We start from the raw sequence: 16,761 nt of genomic DNA, 5'->3' as shown, positions 1-16,761 counted from the left end.
TCAATGCCGCACATTTTGATCGTCGAAGACGAAACCATTATCCGCTCGGCCCTGCGTCGCCTGCTTGAACGCAATCAGTATGAAGTCAGTGAAGCCGGCTCCGTCCAGGAGGCCCAGGAGCGTTTCAGCATTCCCTCGTTCGACATGATCGTCAGCGACCTGCGACTGCCAGGCGCGCCGGGGACCGAGCTGATCAAACTGGGCGAAGGCAAACCCGTGCTGATCATGACCAGCTACGCCAGCCTGCGCTCGGCGGTGGACTCCATGAAGATGGGCGCGGTGGACTACATCGCCAAACCTTTCGACCACGATGAAATGCTCCAGGCCGTGGCGCGCATTCTGCGTGATCGCCAGGCGGTACAGCATCAACAGGTCGAACGCGGCGCTTCCGCCAAAGCAGGCGCGGAAAAGGTACCCGCCTCGAACGCCAACGGTGAAATCGGCATTATCGGTTCCTGCCCGCCGATGCTCGACCTGTACGGCAAGATCCGCAAAGTGGCGCCCACCGATTCCAACGTGCTGATTCAGGGTGAGTCCGGAACCGGCAAGGAACTCGTGGCCCGGGCGCTGCACAACCTGTCGCGACGCACCAAGGCGCCGATGATCTCGGTGAACTGCGCGGCCATTCCCGAATCGCTGATCGAGTCCGAACTGTTCGGCCACGAAAAAGGCGCGTTCACCGGCGCCAGCGCGGGGCGTGCCGGTCTGGTGGAAGCGGCCGACGGCGGAACGCTGTTTCTCGATGAAATCGGCGAGCTGCCTCTTGAGGCCCAGGCCCGTCTGCTGCGCGTTCTGCAGGAAGGCGAGATTCGTCGGGTCGGCTCGGTGCAATCGCAGAAAGTCGATGTGCGCCTGATCGCCGCTACTCACCGCGATCTCAAGACGCTGGCCAAGAACGGCGAATTCCGCGAAGACCTCTATTACCGCCTGCACGTGATCGCGCTCAAGCTTCCGGCCCTGCGCGAGCGCGGCAACGATGTGATCGAGATTGCCCGCGCTTTCCTTGCCCGCCAGAGCCTCAAGGCCGGCCGCACAGACCTCAAGTTCGGGCCCGATGCCGAACAGGCGATCCGGCATTACAGCTGGCCGGGTAACGTCCGCGAGCTGGAAAACGCTGTCGAGCGAGCGGTCATTCTGTGCGAGAACCCGGAAATAACCGCCGATCTGCTGGGCATCGACATCGAACTCGACGGTCTGAACGACGACGAGTATCTGGGGCTCGCGCCTGTTCCCAGCGTTACCGGGACCAATCCGGGCAACCATGAACCTACCGAAGATCTGTCGCTGGAGGACTATTTCCAGCACTTCGTGCTCGAGCATCAGGACCACATGACCGAGACCGAGCTGGCCCGTAAGCTGGGCGTCAGCCGAAAGTGCCTATGGGAGCGGCGCCAGCGCCTGGGCATTCCTCGGCGCAAGGGTGTCGCCAACGAGACCTGATCCGTTGCGAAGGCTCTGGCACGCGGTGCGCGGGCTTGGCTACAAACTGTTACCGCACATCGATTCACGTAACAAAAGCCGGGGCATACGGTAACGTCCACCCCGGCTTTTTTGCGCCATCAAAAAGCTATCAAAGCCTTGAAAGCCGCGGGTTACAAGGGTTTTCCAAAGTTGGCACAGCTCCTGCTATACCTCAGGTACAAGAAGAACAATAAGCCGTATGACACCACAATAAGAACAAGACGAATCGACTCACGCATAACAAGAACAAGACGGCGGAGGCGCAGCTAACTGATTCTTTTGGAGAGGAGTTGTATTTGGGGCTTGCCCCGCAACCAGGCCGAGAACAACAAAAACTGCTATTAGGCAGCGCCTGAACTGGTTGGATCGAATGATCATTGCAACGCAGCGACCAAAGCAATCCGTTTGCTCTTGACTCCCGATTGGGAGATTTCACGGACAAAGGTCCCGTGAATGGGCACTCAACAAAAACAAAAAGCCCGGCCAGACAATAAAAACAAAAGAGCACGCACTTAGGGGGAGCTTCGGCTCCCTCGGTAGCTTATGGCCCATACCGGATTCCCGGCACGCTTTTCCCCTTCCCGCGTCAGCGTCCTACACCATCCTTCGACTAAATGCTAGAATCCCCGCCCATCGTGCGGTCATTCCTCATTGTTGGCCGAATATTCCTTCAAACAGTGCATCCCATGCTGAAGAAGCTGTTCCAGTCATTTCGATCCCCACTGCGTAAACCGCAGCAACACACGCGCTCCACGCCCGAGGTGCTGAATGCCAGCCAGCACTCGCTGCAGCGCGGCCAGTTCAGCCGCTATGCGGTCAATATCGTCGAACGCTTGCAGAACGCCGGTTACCAGGCCTATCTGGTCGGCGGCTGCGTACGCGACCTGATGCTGAACCTCGAACCCAAGGATTTCGACGTCGCGACCAGCGCGACCCCCGAACAGGTTCGGGCCGAATTCCGCAACGCGCGGATCATCGGCAGACGTTTCAAACTCGTGCACATCCATTTCGGTCGGGAAATCATCGAGGTCGCGACCTTCCGCGCCAACCACCCGGAAGCCGACGAAGAAGAGGACAGCAACCAGTCTTCGCGTAACGAAAGCGGCCGGATCCTGCGGGACAACGTCTACGGCACGCTGGAAGAAGATGCCCAGCGCCGCGACTTCACCATGAACGCGCTGTATTACGACCCGGTCAGCGAGCGGATTCTGGATTACGCCAGCGGCGTGCATGACATTCGCAACCGGCTGATCCGCCTGATCGGCGATCCGGAACAACGCTACAAGGAAGACCCGGTGCGCATGCTGCGGGCGGTGCGCTTCGCGGCCAAGCTGGATTTCGGTATAGAGAAACACACAGCCCTGCCGATTCGCCCGCTGGCGGCCATGCTGCGCGACATTCCCGCGGCGCGGCTGTTCGAGGAAGTCCTCAAGCTGTTCCTGTCCGGGCACGCCGAAACCACCTTCGAAATGCTGGTCGACCTGGAACTGTTCGACCCGCTTTTCCCGGCCACCGCCAAGGCCCTGGAGTACAACCCGACCTACACGCACACGCTGATCAGCCAGGCGCTGATCAATACCGACCTGCGCGTCAGGCAGGGCAAGCCGGTCACACCAGCCTTCCTGTTTGCCGCCCTGCTCTGGCCGGCGCTGCCCGCCAAGGTCCTGCGCTTGCAAGAGCGCGGCATGCCGCCGATCGCGGCCATGAATGAAGCGGCCCATGAGCTGATCATCGAACAGTGCCAGCGCATTGCGGTGCCCAAGCGTTTCACCATGCCGATCCGCGAAATCTGGGACATGCAGGAGCGTCTGCCGCGTCGTTCGGGCAAGCGCGCCGACCAGTTGCTGGACAATCCGCGTTTCCGCGCCGGTTACGACTTCCTGCTGTTGCGCGAAAAGGCGGGCGAGCAGACCGACGGCCTGGGCGACTGGTGGACCGATTATCAGGAGTGCAACGAAAGCGAGCGTCGGCAGATGATTCGCGATCTTGGCAGCAAGCCGGACACCGACGGCACCGGGCCTCGCAAACGCCGGCGCACCGGAGGTTCGAAACGCAAGCGCAGCGGCACCCAGGTTCACGACGGTGAGTGAGAACCTGCCGGAGCGCGCCTATATCGGACTCGGCAGCAACCTGGCCGAACCCGCCGAGCAGCTGCGCAATGCGCTCAAGGCGCTGGCGCGCCTGCCGGACAGCGAACTGGTCGGCGTCTCTTCGTTCTACGCAAGCGACTCCCTGCTGCCCGGCCAGCCACGCTTTACCAATGCCGTCGCCGCGCTGGACACTACGCTGACGCCGCTGGCCCTGCTCGATGCCTTGCAGCGCATCGAACTCGATCAAGGCCGCGAGCGGCATGAGCGCTGGGGACCCCGCACCCTGGATCTGGATATCCTGCTGTTCGGCGAGCGGTTGATCGATGAGCCGCGCCTCAAAGTGCCGCACTATCACATGCACGCCCGAGCCTTCGTGCTCTACCCGCTGGCCGAGCTTGCCCCGAATCTGCGGCTGGCCGATGGCCGCGCGTTACCTGCCTTGCTGGCCGACTGTCCGTTCACCGGGCTGGAACGCCTTGCCACTCAAGATTGACTTAACACCCCCTCCTCACGAAGATAAGCCTCCCGCCGTCGACCCGTCGGCATATGGGCGCGAAACAGGCCTTTGCGAAACACCGCGTTACGACGGTGTGCCTGCTTTTCCAGGATGCATCTCACAGGCTCTGTTGCAATTGATCGCCTCTGATGAATGACGACACCCCTTGGGTTCAAGCGCCTGATGGAGGACTTTACATGCCGGATATAAACGTTACGTCGCTGCTGGCGCTCAAGCAGAAAGGTGAAAAGATCACCATGCTGACCTGCTACGACGCCACTTTCGCCCATACCGCCAGCCAGGCGGGTGTCGAGGTGCTCCTGGTGGGCGACTCGCTGGGCATGGTTCTGCAGGGGCATGACAGCACGCTGCCGGTCACCACCGCGGAGATGGCGTACCACGTGGCTTGCGTGAAACGCGGCAACCAGGGCGCACTGATTCTCGCCGACCTGCCATTCATGGCCAATGCCACCCTTGAACAGACCTTTAGCAACAGCGCGGCCCTGATGCAGGCCGGTGCGCACATGATTAAGGTCGAAGGCGCGGCCTGGCTCGCCGATTCGATCCGCCTGCTCGCCGAACGCGGCGTTCCGGTATGCGCCCACATGGGCCTTACCCCTCAGGCGGTCAACGTGCTGGGCGGTTACAAGGTTCAGGGACGCCTGGAAGCCCAGGCGCGGCAAATGCGGGCCGACGCCATTACGCTGGAGCAGGCCGGAGCGGCGATGATTCTGCTCGAATGCGTGCCTAGCGAACTGGCGGCCGAAATCACCGAGGCCGTCAAGGTTCCGGTCATCGGGATTGGCGCCGGCAGCGCGACTGATGGTCAGGTCCTGGTGATGCATGACATGCTCGGGCTGTCCATCAGCGGACGCGTACCCAAGTTCGTGAAGAACTTCATGGTTGGCCAGCCCGACATCGCCTCGGCGTTCCGGGCCTATGTCAGCGCAGTCAAAGACGTCAGCTTTCCGGCCACCGAACACGGATTCTCGGCATGAACACAGTAAAAACCGTACTGGACCTGCGCGCGGCGGTCGCGCGTGCGCGCAGCGAAGGCAAGCGCATCGGCCTGACCCCGACCATGGGCAACCTGCACAGCGGCCACGTCGCGCTGGTCTCCAAGGCCGTGCAACGGGCGGACTTCGTCGTCGCCACCATTTTCGTCAATCCGCTGCAGTTCGGTCCCACCGAAGACCTGGCGACCTACCCGCGCACGCTGGCGGCCGATCAGGAAAAGCTGCTGCAAGCCGGTTGTCATCTGCTGTTCACGCCCAGCGTCGAGGAAATGTATCCCCACGGCATGGCTGACCAGACGCTGGTCAGCGTCCCGCATCTGTCCGAAGGATTGTGCGGTGCCAGCCGTCCCGGCCATTTCGATGGCGTCGCGACCGTGGTCAGCAAGCTGTTCAACATGGTGCAGCCGGACCTGGCGGTCTTCGGCGAGAAGGACTTCCAGCAGTTGGCAGTGATACGGGCGATGGTCCGCGACCTGAACATGCCGATCAAGATCATCGGCGAGCCGACCGTGCGTGCCGAGGATGGCCTGGCGCTGTCTTCGCGCAACGGCTATCTGAACGCCGCCGAGCGCGCGGCGGCTCCGGCGCTGTATCGGGTCATCAGCCAGATCGGCGCGGCGATTCGCGCGGGTGAACAGGATTTCGCGCGCCTGCTTGACGAGAGCCGCCGGGAGCTGGAAAGCGCGGGATTCCGTATCGATTACCTGGAAATCCGCGATGCTACCAGTCTGAAGCCCGCATCGCCCGAAGACCGGGATCTGGTCATTCTGGCCGCCGCGTTCCTCGGCAAGACCCGACTGATCGATAATCTGCACCTGCGCGAAGAATGATTTCGCGCGCCGATCGCCATGGGTCGCCGACCCGGCCCATGGCGGACGGCAAGACAAAACCTGACGACCGGCGCAATCCCGGCCTATGCTCATCGCTCGGGCCGGCTCCAGCCGGGCGTTGCGGTGCAGGGCGCAAGCAGTGAACTTAGCCACACCACGAGTGCCATACCGTACAGGTTGCACCAGCCCCTCTTCTTTTGCGTAGCACGGCCCGGCGTGGATGATTACCGGGCTCAAGTAAGGCGAGACGCAGACAAACGGTCGGGCGGAAGGTAGTCTCCGCAAGTGCCAAGGACCGAGTCCGTAGCCTCGCTTCAAATGTTCAAGACCGTTAAAGCCAAAGGAAACCCGCAGCGATGGCGTACCCCCGCAATCCTTCCGATGTGACCGCTCTGCCCGCCTGGCAAGCGCTGACTCAACACCGCCAAGCCATGCAGGATTTCAGCATGCGCGAGGCGTTTGCCGCAGACCCACAGCGCTTCAACCAGTTCACGCTCAGCAGCGCCGGCCTGTTCCTCGACTACTCCAAGAACCTGATCACCAGTGAAACCCGCGATCTGCTGGTGCGCCTGGCCAACGAAGTCGGTCTCAAGGAAGCGATCGAGGCCCAGTACAATGGCGAGCTGGTCAACGCATCCGAAGGCCGCCCTGCCCTGCACACCGCGCTGCGCCGCCCGGTGGGCGACAAGCTCAAGGTCAACGGCGTCGATGTGATGCCGGAAGTGCATCGCGTCCTCAACCAGATGACTGAACTGGTCGGCCGTATCCACGACGGACTATGGCGCGGTTACACCGAGAAGCCGATCACCGACGTGGTGAACATAGGCATCGGCGGTTCGTTCCTGGGGCCGGAGCTGGTATCCGAGGCACTGTTGGCCTACGCCCATAAAGGCGTACGCTGCCATTACCTGGCGAACATCGACGGCAGCGAATTTCACGAACTGTCGATGAAGATCCGTGCCGAAACGACGCTGTTCATCGTGTCCTCGAAGTCTTTCAACACCCTGGAAACCCTGAAGAACGCCCAGGCCGCCCGGGCCTGGTATCTTGCCCAGGGTGGATCGGAGGCCGAGCTGCATCGCCACTTCATCGCCGTGTCCAGCAACAATGCGGCTGCGGTCGCGTTCGGCATTCGCGAAGAAAACATCTTCCCGATGTGGGACTGGGTCGGCGGTCGTTACTCACTGTGGTCGGCCATCGGCCTGCCGATTGCGCTGGCCATCGGCATGTCCAACTTCAAGGAACTGCTGTCGGGCGCGTACAGCATGGACCAGCACTTCCGCAACGCATCCTTCGAACAGAACATGCCGGTTCTGCTGGGTCTGCTGGGCGTCTGGTACGGCAACTTCTGGGGCGCGAGCAGCCATGCGATCCTGCCTTACGACCACTACCTGCGTAACATCACCAAGCACTTGCAGCAACTGGACATGGAATCCAACGGCAAGAGCGTGCGCCAGGACGGTACTCCGGTGTCCACCGATACCGGCCCGGTCATCTGGGGTGGCGTGGGCGCGAACGGTCAGCACGCGTATCACCAGCTGCTGCATCAAGGCACCCAACTGATCCCGGCGGACTTCATCGTGCCGATCGTCAGCTTCAACCCGGTTTCCGATCATCACCAGTGGCTGTATGCCAACTGCCTGTCGCAGAGTCAGGCCTTGATGATGGGCAAGAACCGCGCCGAGGCCGAGGCTGAACTGCGCGACAAGGGCATGCCCGAAGATCAGGTCCAGAGCCTGGCCGCGCACAAGGTCATTCCGGGCAACCGTCCGAGCAACACGCTGGTCGTCGAACGCATCAGCCCACGCCGTCTCGGCGCACTGGTGGCGATGTACGAGCACAAGGTCTTCGTGCAAAGCGTGGTCTGGGGCATCAATGCCTTCGACCAGTGGGGCGTCGAACTGGGCAAGGAAATGGGCAAGGCGGTCTACCAGCGTCTGGTCGGTGGTACCGAAGAGCCGGCGGACGATGCTTCCACCCAGGGCCTGATCGACTACTTCCGCGGCCGTCATCGCGGTTGATCCTGCCGCTGCCGCTTCGCGGCAGATCGCGAGCAAGCTCGCTCCTACAGTCGGTGTAGGAGCGAGCTTGCTGGCGATGAACGATAACGCGGTCTATCTGCATCACCGCGTTCTTGCTGCCGCTTTGCGGCAGATCGCGGCTGAAGCCGCTCCTACGCGAACCGTAAAAGCCAGCTTGCTGGCGATAACGCTCCTGCTGACTCGCAGAGCTTCTATTCTTGTAACTTCAAGAATGAGGAGGCCGTCATGTTCGATATCAGCGCGTTTCCCAAAGCCGATGCGGTGCGCAAAGCGTCGCGGTTGAGCCAGACCGACTACCAGCGTCTTTACCAACAATCCATAGAACAGCCGGATACCTTCTGGGCCGAACAGGCCAATGCCTTTCTCGACTGGATAGCGCCCTGGAGCGAGGTGCACAGCGCTGACCTGCGCACCGGTCAGGCCACCTGGTTCAAGAACGGCAAGCTCAATGTCAGCGCCAATTGCATCGATCGTCATCTGGCAGAACGGGGCGACGACATCGCAATCGTCTGGGAAGGCGACAATCCCGCCGAGTCGGCGGAAATCAGCTATCGCAAACTCCACCATCATGTTTGCCGCCTCGCCAATGTGCTCAAAAGCCGGGGCGTGGCCAAGGGCGATCGGGTATGCATCTACATGCCGATGGTCCCCGAGGCCGCCTATGCCATGCTCGCCTGCGCGCGGATCGGCGCGGTGCATTCGGTGGTATTCGGCGGCTTTTCACCTGATGCGCTGCGCGACCGGATTCTCGATGCCGATTGCCGAGCCGTGATCACCGCCGACGAGGGCGTGCGTGGAGGCAAATATATCCCGCTCAAGAACAACGTCGACAAGGCGCTGCAAAGTTGTCCACAGGTCAGCACCGTGCTGGTGGTGCAGCGAACCGAGGGCGAGATCGCCTGGAGCGAAGGCCGTGATCTCTGGTATCACGAGGCGGTGCACGGCATCAGTGCCGACTGCCCGGCCGAGCCCATGGACGCCGAGGATCCGCTGTTCATCCTGTACACCTCCGGCAGCACCGGCAAACCTAAAGGTGTCCTGCACACCACCGGCGGTTATCTGCTGCAGGCCGTTATGACCCATCGATACGTGTTCGATTATCGAGATGGCGAAGTCTTCTGGTGCACTGCCGACGTCGGCTGGGTGACCGGGCACAGCTACATCGTCTACGGCCCGCTGGCAAACGGCGCGACCACGCTGATGTTCGAAGGCGTGCCGAACTTCCCCGACGCCTCGCGTTTCTGGCAAGTGATCGACAAGCACCAGGTCAATATCTTCTACACCGCGCCTACCGCACTACGCGCCTTGATGCGTGAGGGATCGGTGCCCTTGCAGGGGACCTCGCGGGAAAGTCTGCGGCTGCTTGGCAGCGTTGGCGAACCGATCAACCCTGAGGCCTGGGAATGGTATTTCCACCAGGTAGGCAAAGAACGCTGCCCCATCGTCGACACTTGGTGGCAGACCGAAACCGGCGGGATCATGCTGACGCCGCTGATCAGCGCCAGCCGCATCAAACCGGGATGCGCCACCGGTCCTCTGTTCGGTGTCCAGCCAGTCCTGCTCGACGAACAGGGCAAGGAGATCGAGGGACCGGGGAGCGGCCTGCTGGCGATCAAGGCCAGTTGGCCGGGACAGATCCGCAGCGTCTATGGCGATCCGCAGCGCATGGTCGACACCTATTTCAAACCCTACCCCGGCTATTACTTCACGGGCGACGGTGCGCGGCGTGACGAGGACGGCGATTACTGGATCACCGGACGGGTCGATGACGTGCTCAACGTCTCGGGGCACCGTATCGGCACCGCAGAGGTGGAAAGCGCCCTGGTGCTGCACGACAGCATCGCCGAAGCGGCGGTCGTCGGTTATCCGCATGACGTGAAAGGCATGGGCATCTACGCCTTCGTGACGCCGATCAACGGCGTCGACCCCAGCGAAGCGCTCAAGACCCAATTGCTCGACCATGTCGCGAGGGAAATCGGTGGCTTCGCCCGCCCTGAGAAAATCCAGTGGGCGCCGGCGCTGCCCAAGACCCGTTCCGGCAAGATCATGCGTCGCATCCTGCGCAAGATCGCCTGCAACGAGCTGGACAGTCTGGGCGACACCTCGACCCTCGCCGACCCGAGCGTGGTCGAGACTCTGATCGACCAGCGTCTGAATCGATAAGCGACGAACGGCTCCGGGTGTAGGGTGGAAAGTGACCAGCGGGTTCGCAGTTGGAATTGCCGGCCCCATGTATGACAGGATGGGCGACTTGATCGCCACGGGTCGCACGCCAGGAACCCGGTCTCCAAAAACAATGAGGATCAGCACAATGCAAGATGTCGTTATCGTAGCCGCCACTCGTACCGCTGTAGGCAGCTTTCAGGGAGCGCTGGCCGGCGTTTCGGCCGTCGACCTGGGCGCTGCGGTGATTCGCCGGCTTCTGGAGCGCACGGGCGTGGATGGGGCGCAGATCGATGAAGTGATCATGGGCCAGGTGCTCACCGCCGGTGCCGGACAGAACCCGGCTCGCCAGGCCGCTATCAAGGCAGGCCTGCCTTACGCAGTACCCGCCATGACCCTCAATAAAGTCTGCGGGTCGGGCCTCAAAGCCCTGCATCTTGCGACCCAGGCCATCCGCTGCGGCGACGCCGAGATCATCATCGCCGGCGGCCAGGAAAGCATGAGCCAGGCCAACTACGTCCTGCCCGGCGCCCGGACCGGCCTGCGCATGGGTCACGCCACCATGGTCGACACACTGATCAGCGATGGTCTGTGGGATGCCTTCAACGATTACCACATGGGCATCACCGCGGAAAACCTGGCAGAGAAATACGAAATCAGTCGCGAAGCCCAGGACGCCTTCGCCGCGCTGTCCCAGCAGAAGGCGGCGGCGGCCATCGAATCTGGACGCTTCGCCGATGAAATCACGCCCATCCTGGTTCCGCAGCGCAAGGGCGAGCCGCTTTCTTTCGCCGTGGACGAACAGCCCCGGGCAGGCACCACCGCCGAATCGCTGGGCAAGTTGAAGCCGGCCTTCAAGAAAGACGGCACCGTCACCGCCGGCAATGCTTCCTCGCTCAACGACGGCGCGGCCGCAGTGATGCTGATGAGCGCCTCGAAGGCTGAACAGCTCGGCCTGCCCGTGCTGGCAAAAATCGCCGGCTACTCCAACGCGGGCGTGGATCCGGCGGTCATGGGTATCGGTCCGGTCAGTGCAACCCGGCGGTGTCTGGAAAAGGCCGGCTGGTCGCTGGATGAAGTGGAGCTGATCGAAGCCAACGAAGCGTTCGCCGCCCAATCCCTGTCCGTGGCCCATGAGTTGGGACTGGACCCGGCGAAACTCAATGTGAACGGCGGCGCCATCGCTCTGGGCCACCCAATCGGCGCCTCTGGCTGCCGGGTGCTGGTCACCCTGCTCCACGAGATGATCCGGCGCGACGTGCACAAGGGTCTGGCGACCCTGTGCATTGGCGGTGGCCAGGGCGTGGCGCTGGCGCTGGCTCGCTAAGCGCATAAGCGCGTTTGCCGCTGCGGCGTAGGAGCGCGCTTGGCCCGCGACCGAGTGCGAAGCGCTCGCAGACGATTTACGACTGCTGCGCAGCCGGTCGCGGGCAAGCGCGCTCCTACCCGCAATAGCTCGTTGAGTGCGCACGAATGGCGCCCGGTCGCGACACAACTGTTAAACTCCCGCGCCTCATTCTTCTGTCGAGGCGCTCTGCATGTCTTCCCTGAATCAGGCGCTCAGCGTCGCCCTCGATAATCGTCGCCCGTTGCTGGCTGAACTGCATCAGCAAGGCACGACCTGCTACCGCCTGTTTCACGGTAGCCAGGAAGGCGCCAGCGGCCTGACCATCGATCGCTACGGGCCGCAGTTGCTGATCCAGAGCTTTCACAACGTACTGGACCGCGAGACTCTGCTCGGGCTGCATGCGCGGGTGAACGAATACCTGGGCATGCAGACGCTGCTGGTCTACAACGACCGCTCACAGGGCAATTCGCGCATCGACCGGTCAGACCCGGTCTACAAGGCCGAGGACGCGGCTCTTGAAGATCTTGTCGGCCAGGAGTGGGGGCTGTCCTATCGGGTGCGTGGCCGCCATGCCGGACAGGACCCGCTGCTGTTTCTCGACCTGCGCAATACCCGCGGCTGGGTGAAGGCCAACAGCGCCGGCAAAAGCGTCCTGAACCTGTTCGCCTACACCTGTGGTGTGGGTCTGAGCGCCGCTGCCGGCGGGGCGACCGATGTCTGCAATCTGGATTTTGCCGATGGCAACCTGGCGGTGGGTCGGGAAAACGGCGCATTGAATCCGCAGCTGCCGGCCATGCAGTTCATTCAGTCGGACTACTTTCCGGCCATCCGCCAGCTGGCGGGTCTGCCTGTCGCGGCACGACGCGGACAGAAGCTGCCCAGCTACCCCAGAATCGAGCAACGCCAATACGATCTGGTGCTGCTCGACCCGCCCGCGTGGGCCAAAAGCGCGTTCGGGACCGTCGACCTGCTGCGCGATTACCAGAGCCTGCTGAAGCCCGCGCTGCTGACCACCGCTGAAAACGGCGTTCTGATCTGCTGCAACAATCTGGCAAAGGTCTCCATGGAAGACTGGCGCGAACAGGTCCTGCGCTGCGCGACGAAAATCGGTCGGCCGGTACGCGAGTGGCAGATCATCCAGCCCGCCCAAGACTTCCCGTCGCAAGATAATCAGCCGCCCCTGAAAACTCTGATTCTAAAGCTCTGATTCCACCTGTCTTTCAGGAACTTTCCTACGCAAGGCAAGGGCGTTACCTTTGGAACCGAGTGGGCCTTCCACACTCCAAGCACCTCCGAAAACAAAGAGACGACGCGCCCATGCCCAGAGGATTGAAACGTACGCTTGCCGTGCTGCTGGCCGCCTTCGTGCTGTACAGCCTGGCGGGATTTTTCATCCTGCCGGGCGTCGCGCTACGGATCGCCAATCAACAACTGGTCAATTACGCCACCACGCCTGCACGCCTGGAGCGACTGGAGTTCAACCCCTACACGCTGGAAGCGACGCTCTGGGGCCTGAAAATCGGCGAATCGGGCAGCGAGCAGGTCGGGTTCGACAAGCTGTACGTCGACTTGCAGGTTGACAGCCTCTGGACGCGCGCCCTGCATTTGCAGGCCGTCGAACTGAATAAGCCGTTGGTCGAGCTCCTGTTCGACAAAGCCGGCAAGCTGAACCTGGCGCAGCTCTTCAAACTGCCTCCGGGCGAACCCGATCAAGCCGACCAGCAGGAAGCGGCGAGCGACCCGTTCCCGCTGCGCATCGACCAGATCCGTCTGGCCGGCGGTTACCTGCGTTTTCAGGACCAGCGTCCCGGCGAGCCCATCGAGTTCATCTACGACGCGCTCGACTTCGAATTGAAAAACCTCAGCACCCTGCCGCAGGACAATGCTGACATGACCCTCGTCGCCGCCGGCCCTGACGGCGGGCGAATCGACTGGGCAGGCCGCCTGAGCCTGATTCCGGTCACCTCCGAGGGGACGCTGAAAATCACCGACGGCAAGATGAAGCTGTGGTGGCCCTACGTGCGGGACGCACTGCCGCTTGCCTTGAAGGACGGCGTGTTGAATTTCAGCACTGCCTACAAGCTCGACCTGGCGAAGGAAACACAGCTGCAGCTCACCGATGCGTCCGCCAGCATCGCACCTTTCGCCATGGATACCCCCGATGGCCGACCGCTCGTGCGTCTGCAACGTCTGGAAGTCAGCGATACGAGTGTCGACGTGGCGCAGCAGAAAGTGGTGGTCGGCAAGGTCCGTAGCCGGCAGCTGGAAACCTGGGCGGCCCGGGAAGCCGATGGACAGCTGGACTGGCAGAAACTCTTCGCCAGCCAGCCTGCCAAGGCGCCTGCTTCCGACCAACCGGCTCCGGAGAGCGCTCCTGCCGGCAAGCCCTGGCAGGTGCAGTTGCGTGACGTGCAATTGCGCGACTATCAGGTTCACTTGAGCGACCGCGCGGTCGGCGAGCCGGTGGATCTGGACGTGGGTCCGATGAATGTGGACCTGCAAAACTTCGACAGCCTCAATACCCGCCCTTTCACGCTCAAGCTCGATACCGGCATCGGCAAGCAGGGACGGCTGACCGCTGCCGGCGACGTGAACCTGTCCCCGGTCAGCGCACGGTTGAACGTGGGCACCAAGGACATCGACCTGCGTATCGCGCAGTCCTACATCAGCCCCTTCATCCGTCTGGAGTTACGCAGCGGGATGCTGGACACCGATCTGGCCGTCGACCTCAAGAGCACCGACCCGCTTGCGTTCAGTGTTACCGGCGGAGCGCGGGTCAGCCAGTTGCACACCCTCGATACACTCAATCAGCGTGACTTCCTGCGCTGGCAGCAGCTACAGCTGAGCGATCTCGATTACCGCCATGGTCAAGGCCTGACAATCGCCAGGGTCAACCTGGAGCAGCCGTACGCGCGCTTCATGATCAACGATGACCGAAGCACGAACATCGACGACCTGATGGTTCCGCAGGCAGACCAAAAGTCCGCGACACCCGCCAGGGAAAAGCCCGCGACCCAGGAAAAGCCTCTGGCGATCCGGGTGGGCGAAGTCAACATCCGCAACGGCTCGGCCAACTTCGCGGATTTCACCCTGACTCCGAATTTCGCTACTGCCGTGCAACAGCTCAACGGACGGATCGGCACCATCGACAACTCGCGACCAACGCCAGCACCGGTCAACATCGAAGGCAAGGTGGACCGCTATGCACCGGTGACGATCAAAGGCAGCCTCAACCCCTTCGACCCAATGGCGAGCCTGGATATCGCCACCAGTTTCAAGCGTGTCGAACTCACCACGCTTACGCCCTATTCGGGCAAGTTCGCCGGTTTTCGCATCCGCAAGGGGCGGCTCAACCTCGACCTGCACTACCTGATTACCGAAGGCCGGCTCAAGGCACAGAACAAGGTGCTGGTGGAGCAGCTGCAACTGGGCGAGAAAGTGGACAGCCCGGATGCCGTGGATTTGCCGGTGCGGCTGGCGGTGGCACTGCTCAAGGATTCTCAGGGACGCATTTCCATCGAGCTTCCGGTGGAGGGTGACCTGAACAATCCGCAGTTCAGCGTCATGCCTATCGTCTGGCAGACCTTGCGCAACCTGGTGGTCCGGGCAGCCTCTGCGCCGTTCAAGATGCTGGGCGGTCTGGTCGCCGGCGGCAGCTCACAGGACTTGGGGACGGTCAGCTTCGCGCCGGGTTCCAGTGAGCTGGACCCTGCCACCCGGCAGGCGCTGGACAAGCTCTCGGCCGCGCTCAAGGAACGTCCCGCGCTGAGACTGGAAATCGAAGGCACCAGCGCGGCCGCAAGCGACGGCCCGTTGATCGCTCAACAACGCCTGGAGCGGGAATACCAGTACACCTATTACAAGATCCTGCAACGACGGGGCGATAAGGTCCCGGCCCGCGCAGGCCTGCTGGAAGTGCCCGAAGATGAAAAAGCGCCGATGCTAGAAGGTATCTACCGCGCTCGTCTCAAGCAGCAACCGCCTGCTCAATGGGCGGACTTAGGCAAGGAAGAACGCAGCAACCAGTTGCGCGCCGCTGTGCTGAAGTTCTGGAGCGGCAGCGAGACTCTGCTGCGGGAGCTAGGCCAGGAACGGGCCAGCAGCATCAAGGATTATCTGGTGGAGAAAGGCCGGCTTGAAGATGAGCGGGTCTATTTCGTCGACGCTCGCCTTGGCCAGGCCGAACCCGATGGCCGTGTGATCAGCCCCTTGCATCTGGACAGTGAGTGAGTCTTTGAAACGGATCAATTTTCGCGTCGTATTGCAAGTAACACTAGTTGCCACCGGCGCGGTTCTGGCGCTGGGCGCCCATGCCGCTACGCTGCGTTGCGGCAGTCAATTGATCAGCTCCGGGGACAGCCTCTTCGAGGTGGAGCAGAAGTGCGGAACACCTGTCAGCCGAAGTGTGATCGCCAGCCAGGAGACCTTTAGCGCGACTTACCGCAGGTCTGAGCAGGTACAGGTCGAAGAGTGGGTCTACGGCCCCTCTCATGGGATGTATCAGTATCTGCGCTTTGTAGGCGGCCGCTTGACCGACATCAGCAGCAAACGCGGGCATTAAACTAGTTTGCACCACGCAAAAAAACAGGCCTCGGTGCGACCGAGGCCTGTAACCGCTACGTCCCTGTAGCTCTTCGCATGAACTTTCAATCAAGCGAGTGATGTCATTCCTTAACCGAGTCGGTGATTACTCGGCTTTCAGGCCGTCAGCCGATACAGCTTTAACGCCTTTGATTTTCTTGGTGATGGCAACAGCCACGTCTTTCTGAGACTCGGTCACAGCGACGGTGGAAGACAGGGAAACCACGCCTTTGTTGGTTTCAACCTTGATATCCGAGCCTGGGATGCCTTTTTCAGTCAGCAGGTCAGCCTTGACCTTGGTGGTGATCCAGGTGTCGGATACTTCTTCTTTGGCATGAGCGGTCTCGTTAGCCGCAACCATCAGAGGAGCCTGAGTAGCCTGAGCGTTAGTCTGAGCGAAGGCAGCGTTAGCCATGGTCAGAGTCAGGGTAGTGGCGGCGGCAGCAGCGATTGCAAACTTCTTCATACGATAACTCCTGTTTTTCTCAGAATCTGCGTCAGCGGTGTGGCGCAGGGTTATCAGGTATATCGCAAGCGGTGTGCCAAGATTGGATGAAAAAATAATCCCTATTTTTCAATCACTTATGTATCTACCTTAATTACTGGATCGTGCAGATTGCCCGTTTTGCCGCGCAATACGCTTGCAAGATGCATGTCCGGCCCAGGTTATGGCCAACTTCCCTAAGCTGTTCATTACATACAAAAAAAGGGCCCCGAAGGACCCTTTTTCAACA

At 61.6% G+C, this 16,761-nt stretch carries 12 protein-coding genes; 11 read left to right on the top strand and 1 reads right to left on the bottom strand.

The genetic code is table 11. From position 1 onward, the window contains the following. Positions 1-3 precede the first annotated feature (3 nt). The 11 genes from TRP66_RS19835 (at position 4) to TRP66_RS19785 (ending at position 16,007) form a co-directional block, all read left to right on the top strand. Complete coding sequence (locus tag TRP66_RS19835) at positions 4-1,440, top strand: sigma-54-dependent transcriptional regulator (protein WP_333406218.1); 1,437 nt, start codon at positions 4-6, stop codon at positions 1,438-1,440. Positions 1,441-2,147: 707 nt separating this feature from the next. Continuing rightward, a complete protein-coding gene (locus tag TRP66_RS19830) occupies positions 2,148-3,551 on the top strand; it encodes a polynucleotide adenylyltransferase PcnB (protein ID WP_333406216.1) in 1,404 nt (467 codons plus the stop codon). Next, on the top strand, positions 3,544-4,044 hold the full coding sequence (gene folK, locus TRP66_RS19825) for a 2-amino-4-hydroxy-6-hydroxymethyldihydropteridine diphosphokinase (protein ID WP_333406214.1): 501 nt from the start codon (positions 3,544-3,546) through the stop codon (positions 4,042-4,044). Before TRP66_RS19830 ends, folK begins: the two co-directional genes overlap by 8 nt. A 200-nt stretch (positions 4,045-4,244) precedes the next feature. Then, complete coding sequence (gene panB, locus TRP66_RS19820) at positions 4,245-5,045, top strand: 3-methyl-2-oxobutanoate hydroxymethyltransferase (protein WP_333406212.1); 801 nt, start codon at positions 4,245-4,247, stop codon at positions 5,043-5,045. After that, the gene (gene panC, locus TRP66_RS19815) at positions 5,042-5,893 is read left to right on the top strand and encodes a pantoate--beta-alanine ligase (protein ID WP_333406210.1); all 852 of its coding nucleotides are present in this window, start codon (positions 5,042-5,044) and stop codon (positions 5,891-5,893) included. Before panB ends, panC begins: the two co-directional genes overlap by 4 nt. A gap of 356 nt (positions 5,894-6,249) precedes the next feature. After that, positions 6,250-7,914 (top strand): glucose-6-phosphate isomerase, encoded by a 1,665-nt coding sequence (pgi, locus tag TRP66_RS19810; RefSeq protein WP_333406208.1) that lies wholly within the window; start codon positions 6,250-6,252, stop codon positions 7,912-7,914. A gap of 246 nt (positions 7,915-8,160) precedes the next feature. Next, a complete protein-coding gene (gene acs / locus TRP66_RS19805; protein WP_333406206.1) occupies positions 8,161-10,098 on the top strand; it encodes an acetate--CoA ligase in 1,938 nt (645 codons plus the stop codon). 148 nt (positions 10,099-10,246) lie between these two features. Further along, positions 10,247-11,425, top strand: a complete 1,179-nt coding sequence (locus TRP66_RS19800; RefSeq protein ID WP_333406204.1) for an acetyl-CoA C-acetyltransferase — start codon at positions 10,247-10,249, stop codon at positions 11,423-11,425. A gap of 211 nt (positions 11,426-11,636) precedes the next feature. Then, on the top strand, positions 11,637-12,653 hold the full coding sequence (locus TRP66_RS19795) for a class I SAM-dependent rRNA methyltransferase (protein WP_333406202.1): 1,017 nt from the start codon (positions 11,637-11,639) through the stop codon (positions 12,651-12,653). Between the two features lie 110 nt (positions 12,654-12,763). Then, positions 12,764-15,676 carry a DUF748 domain-containing protein gene (locus TRP66_RS19790; RefSeq protein WP_333406200.1) on the top strand — a complete coding sequence of 971 codons (2,913 nt, stop codon included), beginning with the start codon at positions 12,764-12,766 and terminating at the stop codon, positions 15,674-15,676. A 31-nt stretch (positions 15,677-15,707) separates the two neighbouring features. Next, positions 15,708-16,007 (top strand): DUF2845 domain-containing protein, encoded by a 300-nt coding sequence (locus TRP66_RS19785; protein ID WP_442965235.1) that lies wholly within the window; start codon positions 15,708-15,710, stop codon positions 16,005-16,007. 126 nt (positions 16,008-16,133) lie between these two features. On the opposite strand, the gene TRP66_RS19780 is transcribed toward TRP66_RS19785, so the two are convergent. After that, positions 16,134-16,493 carry a BON domain-containing protein gene (locus TRP66_RS19780; RefSeq protein ID WP_333406196.1) on the bottom strand — a complete coding sequence of 120 codons (360 nt, stop codon included), beginning with the start codon at positions 16,491-16,493 and terminating at the stop codon, positions 16,134-16,136. Positions 16,494-16,761: the final 268 nt, after the last annotated feature.

It is taken from the genome of Pseudomonas sp. JDS28PS106, assembly GCF_036706555.1.
Lineage (GTDB): Bacteria > Pseudomonadota > Gammaproteobacteria > Pseudomonadales > Pseudomonadaceae > Aquipseudomonas.
Note: the sequence above shows the minus strand (reverse complement) of the source record. Positions and strands in the feature narration are given on the sequence as shown.